The following is a 15,549-nucleotide window of genomic DNA, read 5'->3' as shown; positions in this document are numbered from 1 at the left end:
TTTATGCCTTGTCAGTTTCATCTTTTAAATGCATATCTTTTAAGTGCAGATCTTTTAAATACATAGGTAAACCGGCTGTCACCAAGGTAACTTTAGCAACTTGAGCGGCAATTGATTGGTGCAACCATCCAGCTTCATCGACAAATTTACGGCTTGCTTCTCCCATTGGAACGATGCCACAGCCCACTTCATTGCTGACTAAGATAACTTGCCCAGGCAGCGAATCTAAGGTCGTAAGAAACTCCAACTTCCACTCACTCCACTCTTTTTCTGTGGTTGAAAATAAGCAGTTGCTCAACCACAAAGTTAAGCAGTCAACCAGAATACAGTTATCTTCGGTACTGTTGTCTTTGAGAGATTGCGCGAGTTGAAGTGGTTCTTCAATTAATTGCCATTCTGCCGGACGCTGACGCTGATGGTGCTTAACTCTTTCTGCCATCTCTTTATCACCTACTTCGGCAGTAGCAATATAGATAACCGGTTTGTTGGACAACGCAGCTTGACGTTCAGCGTAACCACTCTTACCGGAGCGAGCACCACCCAAAACTAACTCAATATGAGGCCTTATCTCCATTTATGCGCTTTCCTTTCGTTTATTCACGACTTGTTGTAAACCATTTTCTAGCTGTTGCCATTGCTGCGGGTTTGCAGGTAAACCGAAGCGAATCGCATTTTTCTCATCGCATAATCGGGTCAATATTTTTTGCTCGCACAGTAATCGGTGGCAAGTCTCTGCCTGATCAAGATAAACCGTGGTGAATAAATCTGTACCACTAAATTTTACTCTTGAAGACGATCTATCTACCGGAGCTCTATTTCCTGTAGATGACGGGTTGATAGAAAAATGATCAGCTAAAGGGTACAACTCAAGTAGCTTTCGTAACTTCTTCATCTGCTCATTCAACCGAATCCGGTTCTGCACCTGCCAAGAAGTATCTTGTAATGCCTGACGAACAACCCAGCGGCTTGGCCCAGTTACCGTCCATGGGCCTAAATACTCTTGCACAATCTCTAGTAACTTATCACCAGCAAATAGGAATCCGACTCTTGCACCTGCCAGACCAAAAAATTTGCCGACAGAGCGCAATACTACGCAGTGATCAAACGAAGAAGTAACCGGTAACAGAGAGCCATTTTCAACACTGTCACCGAACGCTTCATCAACAATTACAAAGCCGTTTTTACTCTGCATAGTTTCAGCAAGTTGCTGCATCTGTTGTTGGCTATGAAGCACACCTGTTGGGTTGTTAGGGTTAATCATCAACACAACATCCGATCTTTCTATCTGCTGTTCGCTAGGATAATCATCATAGAACTCTATTTGCCAAGCCTGATCAAAATAATGAAAAGATTGCCAAGCATGCTGATGCTCCTTATAACCCACCCGAGGAATCGCGATAACTCCGCAATAACCAAGTTGTTTAGTGATGCAAGCAGGTAAAGCCATAATGGCCGCTTGAGAGCCCGCGACAACTAAAGGTTCAATTGAGGCAGCATAATAGTGCTTCGCCGCTTGCTCTAAGCCATCATTCTGTTCAGGTAATCGATTCCAGCACTGTTCGGGCATCTCTGTCATCGGATAAGTAAAGGGGCTGACACCCGTTGATAAGTCCAACCATTCACTCACATCGCTGTTCATCTGTTTTGCTATGGCAAGCAAATTTCCACCATGAGTCATCGCCATTTAGGAGACTCCAACCAATACTGTGACTAACCAAATGTAACTCAATGTCATGCTTCCTCTCGTCACCAACTGATTAGCTTTAAAGATGGCTCGCCAGTCAGCGACCTCTCCCACTCCCATCACCTTCTTATCATGTAACACACCATGGTAGTAGGTGGGCCCACCTATTTTTATATTTAAACTGCCCGCTCCCGTGGTCATCACAACGCCACCATTAGGACTGGCACACTGTTTCGCCTGATGCTTCCAGCAATGGAAACCCTGCTTAATGTCCCCTTGAAAGGCGTACACTATGGCCGTTAGCCTTGCAGGTAACCAACCAAGCAGATCATCGATTTTGGCGCTACACCGACCAAACAGTAAATAGTGTTCTGTTTTATATCCCCACATGGCATCTAACGTGTTTGCTAGCCTTAACAGCACCGCGCCCGGAGCACCGAGCAATACCATCCATACCATCGGCGCAAAGACCGCATCGTTGCCGTTCTCTAATACTGACTCCACCGTAGAAGAGACGATCTCTTTCTCGTTCATCTGCTCGGTATTACGGCTAACAATCATAGAGAGTTGATATCTGGCACTCTCTAAATCACCGGTTTTTAACGGCTGATAAATATTATCCGCATGTTGAATCAAACTTGTACCGCCCAGTGCCAAATAGCCAATAAGTGTATTGAACACAAACCACAGCATAATGTGGATGTTCGCTAACTTAACCGATATCAGCAGAGTGATCACAACCAATGGAACCACAGCAATCACCCAAGCTAGACAGCCTTGAACTAAAGGGGACACAAAGGTTATCTTTCGACAACTATCTTCAACTTTACTCGCCCACCAGCCAAAGCCAACTAATGGATGATAGCGACTTGGCTCTCCCAGCAGTTTATCCAGCCAAAGAGCAACAGGTACGCTAATGGCAATGAGGACAATAGCCACATCACCCGTTAATGACGGATTCATTACATCAAGCAACATCAGCACAATTTGTCCGTAACTGACGAGTAGATAGCTCGTCACCCTCTTCAAAACGACTCTCATTGATAACGGCATGCTGCGAATCATCAAGCAGTAAGCCTTGATCGATTGCCCACAACCTTGCGTTTTCATTCAAAGGGACAGTTTTTGCTTGAGTTAATGCATCAGCATGATGCTCTACAATGGATTGAGCCACGGCAATATCATCCACTAACAACCAATCGATATTCGGCAGTGCATACTCTAGTGGCTGGCTATGACGGCGACCAATTTGATAGTAATTTTGCTGGCTCTCAAATACTTTATTGTGCTCTAAGGTCAATATCATTGACTGTTTGCTGATGGGCTGAGCATTTATGGCGAGATCCGCCAGAGCTTTCACCACATGTTTATCATCACTGCAAATAGGCATAGAGAACTGGCGAATATCCCAACGATTTTCTCGTAACGATTGCCACCACAATTTAAACGTTGCTAAATCTTCAAATGCCAACTCTTTTTGGATTTGAAAAAACGCTAACTCTTCAGCATCGATAAAACTGTCCGTCGGCAAATAGTCGATATCAATGACTTCTGCTCCACTGTTTTTCAATGCCCGCTTATCTTCATGCTGACCACATATCAAAAAACGTTGCCCAGCTAATGGCAAATGCTTACGCCAATCTAACTGCTCTGCTTGGGTAACAACGTCTCCGATCACCACTAAAGCTGGTCCCGATTGAGGAGAACGGTTCACTCGTTCACCAATATTTTCCAAGGTACCCGTAATACATTGATGGTCCGCACTGGTGGCGGATGAGATAAGTGCCACAGGGGTATTGGGGTTACGACCACTCTCAATCAGATTTTTAGCATGCTCTGTCAGTTTTTTTGCTCCCATATAGAGCACGACAGTGCCACCGGTATCCTGCTCCGATTTCCATGACTCCATCGCTTTCAAATGCTGATGACCACTAATAAAAGTAACGCTAGACGCTACGCCACCGCTGGTTAATGGAAAACCTGAATAAGCGGCAGCGCCCAGTGCTGCGGTTATACCGGGGACAATTTCATAGGCAATATCGTTATCAATCAGCTCTTTACACTCTTCCGTTGTACGGCCGAATATACATGGGTCACCCGCTTTTAAACGCGCAACCGTCTTCCCTGCTAAAGCGTACTCCATCACATCAGGATGCATTCCATAATTAATATGGCAGTTCTGATAACCACGATAACCAACTTGATGCAACTTAACGTGAGCAGGAACGCTGGCTAAGATTGCCGCACTAACCAGTTTGTCATAACAGACTACATCGCATTCCGATAACAGTTGCTTTGCTTTACAAGTCAGTAGCGCGGGATCCCCGGGACCTGCGCCAATAAGGTACACCTTACCGTTAGTCATGAGTGACCTCCTGCTCCTTATCTGCTGTTACCGTGGCAACGGTGGCCTTTCGACAAGCGTGAGAAAAGCTTGGGTCATACAGCTTGGAGTCGACAAAGTCATCAATAGCAAAAACCTTGCTCACGATTATCATGGCGGTAGAACGGATATTGGCTTCATGCATCTTGTCTGCGATATCTGCCAGCGTACCACGAAGTATACGCTGCTCTGGGTGAGACGCCTTCTCCACCACCGCTACCGGCCAAGTTTGCGGATACACATCACTTAACTCTCTGACCACTTTGCGGATCAAAGTCGCACTTAAAAACAGGCATAAGGTCGCTTCGTGAGCAGCCAAGGATTTTAAGTTCTCTTTGTCTGGTACAGGAGTGCGGCCTGATGCTCTTGAAAGAATGATGGTTTGGCACTCTTCTGGTAAGGTCAATTCTTGTCCCAAGGCCGCAGCGGACGCTTGAAATGAAGAGACACCAGGAATGACTTTCCAGTCAATGCCTAGATCGTTTAAGCGTCTAGTCTGCTCGGCAAGTGATGAATAGATGGACAAATCCCCTGTCTGCACTCGGGCGACATCATGTCCCTCTTTTTGAGCTGTGGTGTAAACCGCGGTAATGGCATCTAAATCCATATCGGCGGAGTTTAAAACCAACGCATCAGGTCTAGCTCTCTCTATAACCGCTTTAGGTACAAGACTGCCGGTGTAGAGTACAACAGGACAGCTCTCCACTAGTTTGGCACCTTTAACAGTAATTAGGTCCGGATCTCCGGGGCCTGCTCCAATGAAATAAACGGTCATACTGCTTCTCCAGTTTCTTGTTGTTCTATATTTTTTAGTGCTTGTCCCGCACGTTGCCCTTGCTTGGTTGCGCCATCTTCTAGTGAGTATTTTTTGTTATACCCTCTTGGAGTCACTATCCAATCATCAAATCGATAGCTGCTGCTATTACCAACAATAACCGCCGCATTCATGGCAAACTCTAACTCAACGAAATGCTCTAACGTTGATAACTGAACCGACTGTTCATCTCTATATGCTGCATTCACCACCGCTACAGGTGTCTCTTTGCTGCGATGCTGCAATAAGATATCTCTCGCTTCGACGATATGGTTTTGACGTTTCCGCGATCTAGGGTTGTAAAAAGTAATCGCGAAATCCGCTTCCGCGGCCGCTTTTATACGCTTGATAATCACAGGCCACGGCGTAAGTAAATCGGACAGGGAAATTGTGCAGCTGTCATGCCCAAGTGGAGCCCCAACCAAAGACGCGCAAGCGTTGGCTGCGGTTATACCGGGAACCGTTTCAACTGAAATATCCAATGATTGTGACGAGATAAGTTCAAATATCAGTGGAGCCATGGCGTACATACCCGCATCACCGGAGCACACGAGTGCGACATTCTTTCCTTCTTGAACCTGCTTTATTGCGCTATCCGCCCTTTGCCACTCTTTTGTCATGCCACTACGCACCAATGTCTGGTCGGTAAGCAGAGGTTGAATCAACTTAACGTATAAACCGTAACCCACCACAACATCAACACTCTTAATAACCTGCTGAGCTTTAACTGACATGTGTTCCAAACTGCCGGGCCCTAAGCCCACCAAAAATAATTTAGCCATTTGCTGATTCCTGTTGTGCTGAACGCTCTTCTAACGATGAATTATCCGATGATGTCTCTTCAATTTGGGCTGTAGTCTGTAACTCTTCTGCTGGGGCAATCACCGCAAAATGCTCATCACCAAGTCGTTGATGTAATGGCGTATTATCAGCCAGAGCATTGAAAACAACTCGCCATTTATCTTCTGATATTTCTTCAATATTTTTTAGCCAGAGTCCGTCATTAATGGCGGCTTGCCCTTGCTCATGACGTTGATATATCACCATGGTTGCTCGATTTCTGCATGCTCCTGCGCACATGGTACGGGATATTTTGATACGTTTATTTCCGGCACCAAGTCCCATCTCTTTCAATAACGTTCTCAGTTCATGAGCGAGATTTTTACTGCCCGCCTTAGCACATCGGCCGCCTTCGCAAAGTAAAATGTGGTGACTGTGATAAAGCATGGGTCGATTGAGGTCTACATGTTTGGGTTTACATTGATAACCCTCTACGACTTCGTTTCCATAGGCGTTCAGTTTTATCGGCTCTGGTTTAGCACCATGCCCATGGTGACGTTTTTTGTTTAACCAGTTTTTTCTGTTCTGCTGAACAAGAGACTCACTAAATTCGCGACGACAGCAGGCTAAGGTCATGTTGTAACCATCCTGCTTAAACACCCACTTCGCAACCACTAACGAGTTAGTTTTACTTAGCGTTAATGCGGCCGCTTCAGCAACCGACTGGCTCCCAGTGACTTTTTTGACATATTCCGACGGGTTTTCAATGCCTTCCGCACTATCAAGAACGGCAGGCGCGAAGGTATCAAATGACCATTGATTCTGTTCTGCAACCGTAATAATCCCCTGCTCATCACTTTTCAGATCGATACTCGAAAGAGCCGCTACTGAGTCGAGGCTAAGGTTAAACTGCTGGCTAAACTGCGCTAAACCCTCTTTGATCACTGAGGCTGGTGTATTTCTGTCACATCCTATGCCTAGCACCAAGGATTTTGGACGCCACAACACCCACTCTTTTTGCCAATTTGGGATAGAAACGTCTAGCTGATCGCTAATGACAATCGCCCCTTGAAAATCAGAGGGATTGATACCTTCAACAGTATTGTGACAAACAATGTGCGCAGGCATACGTTTGTCATACTTCCACCACTTTTTCTCTCCCGCTTGCTGCACAATAACAACCGGCTGATCATTGATCACCGCAGCAGAGACACCCGTAATGTGTTGTTCAGTTTTACTGTCCAGTTGCCAACCAAACGGAGCGCCTAACATATCCACAGAAACACTTTCAGACACATCTGAGGCGGTTGTGATCACTGCCGTCGCCTTCACGATATGTGCCACTCGTTCCGTTAATGCATTGGCACCACCACGGTGACCCGATAACAGCGAGATAGCAAAGTTGGCTTGCTCATCAAGAGTCACCACTGCCGGATCCGTTCGCTTATCGACAATTAATGGCGAAATGACACGGCTGACAATTCCAGTGGCGCAAATAAATATATGCGCATCAAAATGTGCAAACTGTTGCTCTACAAACGTCGAAAGAGGAAAACTAAGCAGTTGTGACTGATCTCCTTCCTGCCGCCCTACTTCTGCGACAAACAGCTGAGAATAGGGTAACTCCTGCTTTAACCGACGCGCATGCTTAGCGCCATGTTTGGTAATGGCATATATGGCAATGTTCATGCTAGTCAACCTTAGCCACTGAGCCGTCTATACCATTGCCCCGTAGAATGCCTCGACGAGAACGAATAGAGAGCTGAACCATAGAGAAATAGCGGTGCCCTTCAGGAACCTCCTTCAAATTGCTATAGATCTGCTGCTGTTCACAACTGGCATGAGAGACATAGGTAGCACAGTCTAAAATATCCAATTCTTCTAGTTTGGCAATCAGAGCAGGGATCATTCGCCCTGCTTTGATCAACATAATGGTGTCAAACTCCTTCACCAACTGAGAAAGACACTCGATACCATAAGTCGCGGGAACCACACAAAAGCGTTCTTGGCCGTCAGCTAGAGGGATTTTAGTCGCGGCAGGAACCGCAGTAATTGAAGTTACACCCGGAACAATAATCGGCTCAATATGCGGAGCCAACTGTTGTAACTCTTCTTGAATATAAGCCCAAGTGCTAAATACTGAAGGATCCCCTTCAGTAACAAACACAACGGATTTTCCGTTCTCAATATGGTCAAATATTTCCCTTGCGGCTGTTTGCCATGCTGGAACATTGATCGATGCATCTCGGGTCATTGGAAAGTGCAAAAAGCACTTCTCTCCCGTTATGTCCGACTCGTTGATCGCTCCTGACACAATCTCCCACGCAAACGAGTCAGCTTGACCTTTATTTTTTTCTGGAATAGCAATAATGTCTGCTTGCTGAATCAGTCTTGCGGCTTTTAGTGTTAAAAGCTCACTGTCCCCTGTCCCAACTCCAACTGAATATAATTGGCCTTTTGTAATAGTTTTCATCTTTTTCTCTCCAATCTATTCGGATATTAATTTTCTGTAGCTGAGGATTGCTCTAGCGACATTGGTTTTGTAAATGTAAATAGGTGAATCGGATTCTCTGCCTGATACCGCATATAATGAGCAAGCGGTTGAGTTTGTGAGATATTAACCAACTGAACGTCCATATTGAGTTTTTGCTGCTTACTCCACTGATACACTTCAGCCACGGTATCTAATGTCACCGCAGAGACCACTAAGCGCCCATTTGGTAGCAATTTATGCCATACGAAAGACAAAATATTCTCCATCTCTCCGCGGCTACCCCCGACAAAAACGGCATTGGGTGAAGGGAGTTCCAATAGAGCTTGAGGAGCTTTCTCTTTGACTAACTGGAGATTATCTGTGCCGTGAACGTGGAGATTATCCTCAATAGCATCAAAACAATCACTGTTACATTCCACAGCAAATACCTGTTTTTTCCAGCACTGCTTCGCGGCTTCAATCGCAACAGATCCCGATCCTGCCCCTATATCCCACATCACATGATGTCGATTGAGTCGCAGCTGGCAGAGTACTAAATGTCGCACTGACTGCTTGGTGATTAAGCCTTTATGCGGGACACGCTTAGCAAAGCTCTCGTCATCGGAGAACTGTCCCTGCCCTCCCCAGTACGTCTGTTCACCACGTTTTGCCACCAGAATATTTAGCTCATCAAACGGCTCGGTAGAACTCGCTAATTCCGCGACGGTTAGCGTGGTAATTTTCTCCCTACTGCCCCCTAGCTGTTCACAGACAGACAACTGCCAGTGATTCTCGTTAAACGTTTGAAGGTGTTGCGCGATTACTTGCGGTGTATTCTTACCGTCGGTCAAGATTGCGAACAGATCACCTTGCTGTAAGCGGCTGACAACACCCTGCAGTTCTCGACCATGAAACGATAAAAACTGCGCATCAGACCAAGGAAGAGCCAGTCGGGAAAAGGCCAACTGAGCGGAGCTGGAAGACGGAATAAAGGCGAGCTCCTCACTGGCTACTTTTTTAAGCAGTGTAGAACCAATTCCAAAGAACAGTGGGTCGCCGGAGGCCAGTACAACAACCCCTCCCTCTTCGCTCTCGTCGATAACTTGACTGAGCCAGGATGAGAAGCCTTGTGACATATCTAAAAATGCACCTTGGTATTGAGGAAACCAATCTAGATGCCTTGCATGCCCTGCAACGACTCTTGCCTGAGTAACCGCGCTCACCGCTCGGCTGGATAAGCTCATGCATCCATCTTCAGGTACACCGACTACGGTTATTCTGATCATACGCTTTGTGCCAATAGCGCATGAATGGTTGAGACGACAATTGGACTTCCACCTTTACGGCCAACGCTGGCAATATACGCTACGCTACTTTGTTCAATTAACGCTTGTTTTGACTCTACCGCTTTAACAAACCCAACAGGAATACCAATAATCAAAGCAGGATTGATCTCTTTGTTCGCCACCATCTCTAATACTTCAAACAGAGCGGTAGGCGCATTACCAATACCAATAATCGCGCCATCCAATAGCCCAGCATCTCTTGCTTTGCGCATAGACCAAATGGCACGCGTATCACCCCGTTCTTTCGCTGTCGCGATAACATCATCATCACCGATAAAACAGTGAGTCTTGTTGCCATACACTGACAACCTTTGGGCGCTCAATCCACTGGTGATCATGGTGACATCACTAACAATCGGGCACCCTGCCTTTATGGCTTCTATGCCTTTCTCAACCGCTCCTTCACTGAATCGAAACAGAGAAGAAAACTCAAAGTCACCAGTAGTATGAATGGCACGTCTAACCGCTTGCCATTGATTATCCTGAAAGCTATGCCCGCCATGAATCTCGTTAATTTCACGATCGATAATCGAAAATGAACCTTCTTCTATTTGTCGCCCTTGACGGGTCATCTGTTTCATTTTGTCCATCTATTTTCTACCTTAGTTATCATTATCGAGTCGTTACTCGATCGGCTCATTCCGTCAACCGATCAGCAATATCAACTCTTTCTTCTGGATAGCAAGCTAACAAGCTTCCATCAAAATCAATAAGTAGCACGTTGATTTGCAGTGCATCCGTGGTATACGCCATAGCGTGTTGATGCGTTTCCTGACATAAGCGGGTGAAGTAGTGGCCATGCTCTTTCCCCCTCAATAGGTCTAGAACATGTCGACCAGTATTGGCCTGTTCAATTTGTCTACAAAGTGACTCAGATATTCCCTCTTCACTGGCAATATCAGCTAAACGGGTAAAATCTATGGCATGCCCAGAGACGTGTGTCATCATTCGACCGGACACCAACTTGGCCATTTTTCCTATCATGGCAACCATGGTGACTCTTTGTAGCGCATAGCGCTTCGATGCTCTGAGTCCTACGCCCAGAAAATCGCCCGCCTGAATAAATGCCATAGTTGAAAGTTGTGGCAGCAATGCCATAGCAGCTTGTTCCGAACGACTGCCGGTGGTTAATACAACATGATGGTGATGATTGGCTTGCGCGATCTGAATCGATTGTCTCACTGAAGCCGAAAACGCTGAGGTGGAGTACGGTTTTACCGTTCCTCTGGTGCCCAGAATCGATATTCCACCTATCAACCCTAGCCTTTCACTGATGGTCTCTTTAGCAACCTCTTCCCCCTTGGGAACACAGATTTCCAGCTCTAATCCAAACTGTATATCGCGATTATTCTCTGTTTGCGTCCACTCCAATGCCGCCATCTCTAGAATATTGCGCTTGGGTACCGGATTAATAGCAGGTTGCCCCACTGGTAGCTCTAAACCGGGCAATGTAACGACCGCAACGCCTTTACCGCCAATCAAAGAGATGCCGCTCCCTCTAGTTTTTCTAGCAATACATTGAATTTCAATACCATGAGTACAATCAGGGTCATCGCCAGCGTCTTTAACCACTCCAGCAATAACTTCATCCGACCCTTCGAGGCGTGCTAAAGCAAAGGTAACAAACTCTCTATTTGGCAGTTGTATTTCAATATCCTTAAATGGTTGTCCATGAATAAGATATCTCACTGCCGCTCGCGCTGCCGCTGCTGCACATGCCCCCGTGGTGTATCCACCGCGTAGCTCTGTTTTACTGGCAGAACGCTTTAGTCTTCCCACGAGATGTACCGCTTTGTTAAACAAAGAAAATTGGGATGGCCGCAAATATGGCCATATGATGCTTTTGCCAAAAGACAGATTTTAGAAAGAGAAAACCAAGACAACCCATTGAATAACAAGTTAGTAAAAAATGAGCAGCAGACAGATATAGATAGTGACGAGCTGCTTAATACTGCCACTCTATTTATGTCAAAAGAGAAGGTTATTGCCTGACTGCCCATTGCATCGTTACCTTAATGTATGGCTATCTTGATATTTCGTTATCTAGATATCTGATTTTATTGCGAAATAACTTCATCAAGTTACTTTGTATCCCCAATAAATCTATGCGCGCCATGGCAATAATTTTCAATTACTGAGTGATCCCGCCCAGACTATTGGAGTGTCTTGTTGTTAGCAGGTTCTGACTTATGATGATTTTGCACTACAGACAAAACATCATTTACAGTTGCGGGTACAGTTTAGGATTTTCACCTAATTCACTTTTAACCTTATCTCTAAGGTATGCACTAACGACAAGAAAAAGTGTCGCATAGCCCAGAAATAGTTAATTTGATTAATATCAAAATTACTAACACGCAAATGACGTGGAATTAATAAATAAGCAGCATTTCACCATAGAACTAAAAACTGAATGCCATACAGTTCAACACCCTAGCGAGTTTTTATCCAATGAATAGCGACATTCTTCAAGTCTTTGAAAAGTTTCTAGTTTAGTGAACATCATCACGATTACTTACATTAGCAGTGGTTTTGATAATTAACTGTTATTTTTCCCATGGACAATGAGCAGATAAAGCCACATTTTGTGAATGTGACCTGAGTCAATTACGCTAAAGTCACATTTACATCTTTCAACACTCTTTATCCTCGTTGCTAGACTATATTGTTCTGCTTTTTCCGCAAAAAATTAGCGAATATGCCTCATTGACCAAATAATGAGCTTGTAATTAGCCACATTCAGAAGAGAATCATTACAAAATCACAATTGAAAAATGTTATTTAAATCAAAAAAATGCATCTTTTTTGTAAAATAGTCCAGTAATTACATAAAGTTCACCTAATATTCGTTGACTTCCTACGATATTGATTTAAGCTCCCAAACGGCTAGAAAGAAAAGCTTTTGTTTTAGGATTTACAAGTAAGTCGTTGGTCAGCTCAAAACTCTCCGCCGTGTTGTAACTAAATAGCAATCTATTTTTTCCGCGCTATCTAAATTTTCCCATAAGGGATCAACACAATTTTTATTAGGAATTAAGACTATGTCCAACACAGTGACTGGTACAGTAAAATGGTTTAACGAAACTAAAGGTTTCGGTTTCATTCAACAAGAAAACGGCCCAGACGTATTCGCTCATTTCAGCGCAATCCAATCTGACGGCTTCCGTACTCTTGCTGAAGGTCAAAAAGTTGAGTTCACTGTAACTCAAGGCCAAAAAGGCCCACAAGCTGAGAACATCAAACCTGTTTAATTTGGTTTTGATACATCGCTAAAAATTTTATAGCCAGTCTTCACGACTGGCTATTTTTTTGTCTCTGTTTCACTGTCTCGTCCCCAATGCGCAGAAGCAAAATTGAGTCGCATCCAAACTAACAAGCTATATCTTCCTTAAGATCAAAGCTAAGAGAAACTACCACCATGGCTTTAAAACCGACCATTTTTAAGTTCCGAATCGCCCTTACCGATTTAAATCGCGATTATTATGATTCAATCAGCTTAACCACTGCTCTGCATCCATCAGAGACTCACCAACGAATGATGACCAGAGTACTTGCGTACTGTCTCAATGCCTCTCCTGAGCTTACCTTCACTAAAGGCCTATCTACTATTGAAGAGCCGGATATCTGGTGTAAGACACTTGATGATCAGTTACAACTTTGGATAGATATTGGTGAGCCTGATCCAGAAAGGGTAAAGAAATCTACCCGATTGGCCAAAAAAGTGCTTATCTATAGCTTCAATAGCAAATCATCTGTTTGGTGGACACAAAACTCAGCTAAACTTAACATGCTTGATGCTTCAGTTTTTCAGTTCGATCATTCCGAGATATCGCAACTTGCAGAGCTGATTGAAAGAACCATGGATATTTCCGTTATGCTTACGGGTAACTCAGCTTACATTTCAGCAGCAAAAGGTGAGTGTGAAGTAACGTGGCAAACATTGAAGGAGTAAGTGTTGATGCGTGAAATCATCGTCAGTAGTTTAAAGCAGCAACTTGAAATTGCTGGAGTGGATACACTTCATCTATCAGATAAAGAAGCCAAGTTATTCGCCCAGTTTATCGAAAAACAGGCCGCCTTTTTTGATGCTGTTTGTAATAAAAAAAGCGACCAGAATCCTCAGCTATTACTTCTTGGCCTGTTAACCAAACAGCATGTAGAAGCGACCCATATTTTAGAATCTCAACTGGACGCAATTACTGCTATGCATGATGTGTTTGCTAACGCAGTCGGAAGCAAACAGTCTGATAAACTGAATGCTGATTCAGTTATAGAGCTGTCGTTAATCACTAAGCTCTGGTTGATGCTACAAGGCAATCTCGACATGGACTTTAGCTTGGCGAATGATCATGCAACCCAGACCGCAGAACTCCTGTCTAAAGCTCTACGCGCACACAGTCAAGAGATCCGCACAGAGCTTATCGCCAGTTTCTATCACGGCAAAGAAACGGTGCCATCACCGCAATGGTCCAATAAAGTACTCAATTGGGTTAAATCCATTACTAAGGCTAATTGATCTTTCGAGTAGCCGTTTTGTTCTATCTAAAAACGCCAACGTGTTAAGTAAGGAGCTCTATCAAAGGGCGACGCTAATCTCACTTCTCTTTTATTATTAGCTCACTATGTCTTCCACAACGTTTTCACTACGTGATAACCGAACTTAGTTTTAACGATAAATGGGGTTAAGACCTCATTACGAAACACCGCTTTATCAAACTGTGGAACCATTGCACCTTGACGAAACTCCCCCAAATCGCCACCTTTTTTCCCAGATGGACAAGTGGAGTATTTTTTTGCCAGTAAATGGAACTTAGCGCCTTTTTTTAGCTGTTTTAAAATGTCATTCGCCTGAGCTTCATGTTTTACCAGAATATGGAGAGCAGCAGCAGTTCTTGCCATGATTTTTTCCTGTATCTAATCAATTTAAGTAATTTTAACGGATTAGCTCAACTTCTTCAGTATATTGCCGATAAAAAGTATTCAAATAACCAATGTAAGGGAATATACTAGTATTCAGGTGATAATACGGTATGAGTTAATAAGATTCATCGTATTGACAATCAAATCACCCACTAATATTCCCCTATTCGACAGACAGATCTCGCTAACTAGTTAGGATTTTGATATGAAAAGCAAGGCTAACCAATCCCAAGGTATGCTGCTATTTAAACTCTCTTTAAATCAACAGAGTTTTGCTATAGGAACCCTAAAAGTCAGAGAGATAGTCCCGTTTACCAAGACCACTCAAATACCACACTCTCATCATCATGTTATTGGTACGGTGACTATTCGTGATTTAACTGTTCCGGTTATTGATATGGCTGCCGCTATCGGCTTTAGAGCCATTCCTGCGGAAGAGTATCAGAATAGCTATCTTATCGTGACGGACTGCTTACGGACTGTTGTTGCTTTTATGGTGAGAAGTATAGATAAAATCATTGACTGTGATTGGCACGCTATCGAACCATCACCTGAAACCGCAGGCAGAAATGTCTTCGTTACCGGAATCACTCGACACAATGACTCTATTGTTCAGATGCTTGACGTGGAACTGCTGTTGTCGAAAATCTACCCGCAAGACGCATCAGCTCGTATTCCTATCCTGACAGATGTCGAAAGAGAACGTTTAAAACCTATCAATATTTTGCTCGTGGATGACTCAGGTATTGCACGTAAGCAACTTTCTGATGCTCTGGACAGTATTAATATCTCTTACTCTGTGTGTAAAAACGGTTTAGACGCCTTAGAGCTCATGCGTAAATTTGCACAAGAGAACAATCCAGTTGAGCTGCTGGTTAGTGACATTGAAATGCCCGGGTTAGATGGCTATGAGTTGGCATTTGAAGTACAAAATGATCCACAGTTGTCTCATACATACCGTATATTGCACACGTCATTATCCAGTGAAATGAGTGCAGATAGAGCGCACCAAGTTGGTGCTCACGAAGCACTGGAAAAATTTGATGCTACAGAGTTAGTACAAGCGATGTTGCGTGGCGCAGAGAAGATAGAGAACAAAGAACTTTAATAGCAGCCTTGTTTTGATCACACTAAAGCCGCGACCTATGT

At 44.2% G+C, this 15,549-nt stretch carries 17 protein-coding genes and 1 riboswitch; of the genes, 5 read left to right on the top strand and 12 right to left on the bottom strand.

Annotated elements, in window-relative coordinates:
- Position 1 precedes the first annotated feature (1 nt).
- The 11 genes from cobU to CHJ_RS19720 are packed head-to-tail and all read right to left on the bottom strand — an operon-like array spanning position 2 to position 11,259.
- Positions 2-574 (bottom strand): bifunctional adenosylcobinamide kinase/adenosylcobinamide-phosphate guanylyltransferase, encoded by a 573-nt coding sequence (gene cobU / locus CHJ_RS19770; protein ID WP_317918740.1) that lies wholly within the window; start codon positions 572-574, stop codon positions 2-4.
- Positions 575-1,684 (bottom strand): threonine-phosphate decarboxylase, encoded by a 1,110-nt coding sequence (locus CHJ_RS19765; RefSeq protein WP_317918739.1) that lies wholly within the window; start codon positions 1,682-1,684, stop codon positions 575-577.
- Positions 1,685-2,662 (bottom strand): adenosylcobinamide-phosphate synthase CbiB, encoded by a 978-nt coding sequence (gene cbiB, locus CHJ_RS19760; RefSeq protein WP_253822019.1) that lies wholly within the window; start codon positions 2,660-2,662, stop codon positions 1,685-1,687.
- Positions 2,652-4,049 (bottom strand): uroporphyrinogen-III C-methyltransferase, encoded by a 1,398-nt coding sequence (gene cobA / locus CHJ_RS19755; protein ID WP_171751741.1) that lies wholly within the window; start codon positions 4,047-4,049, stop codon positions 2,652-2,654. The genes cbiB and cobA overlap by 11 nt, the downstream gene beginning before the upstream one ends.
- The gene (gene cobM, locus CHJ_RS19750; RefSeq protein WP_171751740.1) at positions 4,042-4,842 is read right to left on the bottom strand and encodes a precorrin-4 C(11)-methyltransferase; all 801 of its coding nucleotides are present in this window, start codon (positions 4,840-4,842) and stop codon (positions 4,042-4,044) included. The genes cobA and cobM overlap by 8 nt, the downstream gene beginning before the upstream one ends.
- Positions 4,839-5,663 (bottom strand): precorrin-3B C(17)-methyltransferase, encoded by an 825-nt coding sequence (cobJ, locus tag CHJ_RS19745; RefSeq protein ID WP_171751739.1) that lies wholly within the window; start codon positions 5,661-5,663, stop codon positions 4,839-4,841. Before cobJ ends, cobM begins: the two co-directional genes overlap by 4 nt.
- The gene (locus tag CHJ_RS19740; protein ID WP_317918738.1) at positions 5,656-7,350 is read right to left on the bottom strand and encodes a cobalamin biosynthesis protein; all 1,695 of its coding nucleotides are present in this window, start codon (positions 7,348-7,350) and stop codon (positions 5,656-5,658) included. The genes cobJ and CHJ_RS19740 overlap by 8 nt, the downstream gene beginning before the upstream one ends.
- A 1-nt stretch (position 7,351) precedes the next feature.
- Positions 7,352-8,134 carry a precorrin-2 C(20)-methyltransferase gene (cobI, locus tag CHJ_RS19735; protein ID WP_317918737.1) on the bottom strand — a complete coding sequence of 261 codons (783 nt, stop codon included), beginning with the start codon at positions 8,132-8,134 and terminating at the stop codon, positions 7,352-7,354.
- A gap of 26 nt (positions 8,135-8,160) precedes the next feature.
- The gene (gene cbiE / locus CHJ_RS19730) at positions 8,161-9,420 is read right to left on the bottom strand and encodes a precorrin-6y C5,15-methyltransferase (decarboxylating) subunit CbiE (RefSeq protein ID WP_317918736.1); all 1,260 of its coding nucleotides are present in this window, start codon (positions 9,418-9,420) and stop codon (positions 8,161-8,163) included.
- A complete protein-coding gene (locus tag CHJ_RS19725) occupies positions 9,417-10,070 on the bottom strand; it encodes a precorrin-8X methylmutase (RefSeq protein WP_171751736.1) in 654 nt (217 codons plus the stop codon). Before CHJ_RS19725 ends, cbiE begins: the two co-directional genes overlap by 4 nt.
- Positions 10,071-10,116: 46 nt before the next feature.
- Positions 10,117-11,259: a cobalt-precorrin-5B (C(1))-methyltransferase gene (locus tag CHJ_RS19720; protein WP_317918735.1), complete on the bottom strand. Its 1,143-nt coding sequence runs from the start codon at positions 11,257-11,259 to the stop codon at positions 10,117-10,119.
- 30 nt (positions 11,260-11,289) lie between these two features.
- Between CHJ_RS19720 and CHJ_RS19715 the strand changes: the two genes are divergently transcribed.
- The 4 genes from CHJ_RS19715 to CHJ_RS19700 all read left to right on the top strand — a co-directional run bounded on the left by CHJ_RS19715 (position 11,290) and on the right by CHJ_RS19700 (position 13,996).
- On the top strand, positions 11,290-11,472 hold the full coding sequence (locus CHJ_RS19715) for a hypothetical protein (protein WP_317918734.1): 183 nt from the start codon (positions 11,290-11,292) through the stop codon (positions 11,470-11,472).
- Between the two features lie 164 nt (positions 11,473-11,636).
- Positions 11,637-11,788, bottom strand: a riboswitch (cobalamin riboswitch).
- 733 nt (positions 11,789-12,521) lie between these two features.
- Positions 12,522-12,731, top strand: a complete 210-nt coding sequence (locus CHJ_RS19710; protein ID WP_171751734.1) for a cold-shock protein — start codon at positions 12,522-12,524, stop codon at positions 12,729-12,731.
- Between the two features lie 167 nt (positions 12,732-12,898).
- Positions 12,899-13,432, top strand: coding sequence for a YaeQ family protein (locus CHJ_RS19705; RefSeq protein WP_317918733.1), 534 nt, complete (start codon positions 12,899-12,901; stop codon positions 13,430-13,432).
- Between the two features lie 6 nt (positions 13,433-13,438).
- Positions 13,439-13,996 (top strand): hypothetical protein, encoded by a 558-nt coding sequence (locus tag CHJ_RS19700; RefSeq protein WP_317918732.1) that lies wholly within the window; start codon positions 13,439-13,441, stop codon positions 13,994-13,996.
- A gap of 104 nt (positions 13,997-14,100) precedes the next feature.
- On the opposite strand, the gene ppiC is transcribed toward CHJ_RS19700, so the two are convergent.
- Entirely contained in the window at positions 14,101-14,379 is a 279-nt protein-coding gene (ppiC, locus tag CHJ_RS19695) for a peptidylprolyl isomerase PpiC (protein WP_171751731.1), read from the bottom strand.
- Between the two features lie 226 nt (positions 14,380-14,605).
- Here ppiC and CHJ_RS19690 point away from each other — a divergent pair, with 226 nt between their 5' ends.
- A complete protein-coding gene (locus CHJ_RS19690) occupies positions 14,606-15,508 on the top strand; it encodes a chemotaxis protein (protein WP_171751730.1) in 903 nt (300 codons plus the stop codon).
- The last annotated feature ends 41 nt before the right edge of the window (positions 15,509-15,549 follow it).

The organism is Vibrio sp. MACH09, assembly GCF_033238805.1.
Lineage (GTDB): Bacteria > Pseudomonadota > Gammaproteobacteria > Enterobacterales > Vibrionaceae > Vibrio.
The sequence above is the reverse complement of the archived record's forward strand: the minus strand, read 5'-3'. Positions and strand labels throughout refer to the sequence as shown.

What these genes read in the sequence shown, in the direction of transcription:
- cobU (WP_317918740.1), bottom strand. Translation starts at nt 574, where the DNA reads ATGGAGATAAGGCCTCATATTGAGTTAGTTTTGGGTGGTGCTCGCTCC.
- cbiB (WP_253822019.1), bottom strand. Translation starts at nt 2,662, where the DNA reads ATGTTGCTTGATGTAATGAATCCGTCATTAACGGGTGATGTGGCTATT.
- CHJ_RS19690 (WP_171751730.1), top strand. Translation starts at nt 14,606, where the DNA reads ATGAAAAGCAAGGCTAACCAATCCCAAGGTATGCTGCTATTTAAACTC.
- cobJ (WP_171751739.1), bottom strand. Translation starts at nt 5,663, where the DNA reads ATGGCTAAATTATTTTTGGTGGGCTTAGGGCCCGGCAGTTTGGAACAC.
- CHJ_RS19725 (WP_171751736.1), bottom strand. Translation starts at nt 10,070, where the DNA reads ATGGACAAAATGAAACAGATGACCCGTCAAGGGCGACAAATAGAAGAA.
- CHJ_RS19710 (WP_171751734.1), top strand. Translation starts at nt 12,522, where the DNA reads ATGTCCAACACAGTGACTGGTACAGTAAAATGGTTTAACGAAACTAAA.
- cobI (WP_317918737.1), bottom strand. Translation starts at nt 8,134, where the DNA reads ATGAAAACTATTACAAAAGGCCAATTATATTCAGTTGGAGTTGGGACA.
- cbiE (WP_317918736.1), bottom strand. Translation starts at nt 9,420, where the DNA reads ATGATCAGAATAACCGTAGTCGGTGTACCTGAAGATGGATGCATGAGC.
- ppiC (WP_171751731.1), bottom strand. Translation starts at nt 14,379, where the DNA reads ATGGCAAGAACTGCTGCTGCTCTCCATATTCTGGTAAAACATGAAGCT.
- CHJ_RS19705 (WP_317918733.1), top strand. Translation starts at nt 12,899, where the DNA reads ATGGCTTTAAAACCGACCATTTTTAAGTTCCGAATCGCCCTTACCGAT.
- cobM (WP_171751740.1), bottom strand. Translation starts at nt 4,842, where the DNA reads ATGACCGTTTATTTCATTGGAGCAGGCCCCGGAGATCCGGACCTAATT.
- CHJ_RS19765 (WP_317918739.1), bottom strand. Translation starts at nt 1,684, where the DNA reads ATGGCGATGACTCATGGTGGAAATTTGCTTGCCATAGCAAAACAGATG.
- CHJ_RS19700 (WP_317918732.1), top strand. Translation starts at nt 13,439, where the DNA reads ATGCGTGAAATCATCGTCAGTAGTTTAAAGCAGCAACTTGAAATTGCT.
- cobA (WP_171751741.1), bottom strand. Translation starts at nt 4,049, where the DNA reads ATGACTAACGGTAAGGTGTACCTTATTGGCGCAGGTCCCGGGGATCCC.
- CHJ_RS19740 (WP_317918738.1), bottom strand. Translation starts at nt 7,350, where the DNA reads ATGAACATTGCCATATATGCCATTACCAAACATGGCGCTAAGCATGCG.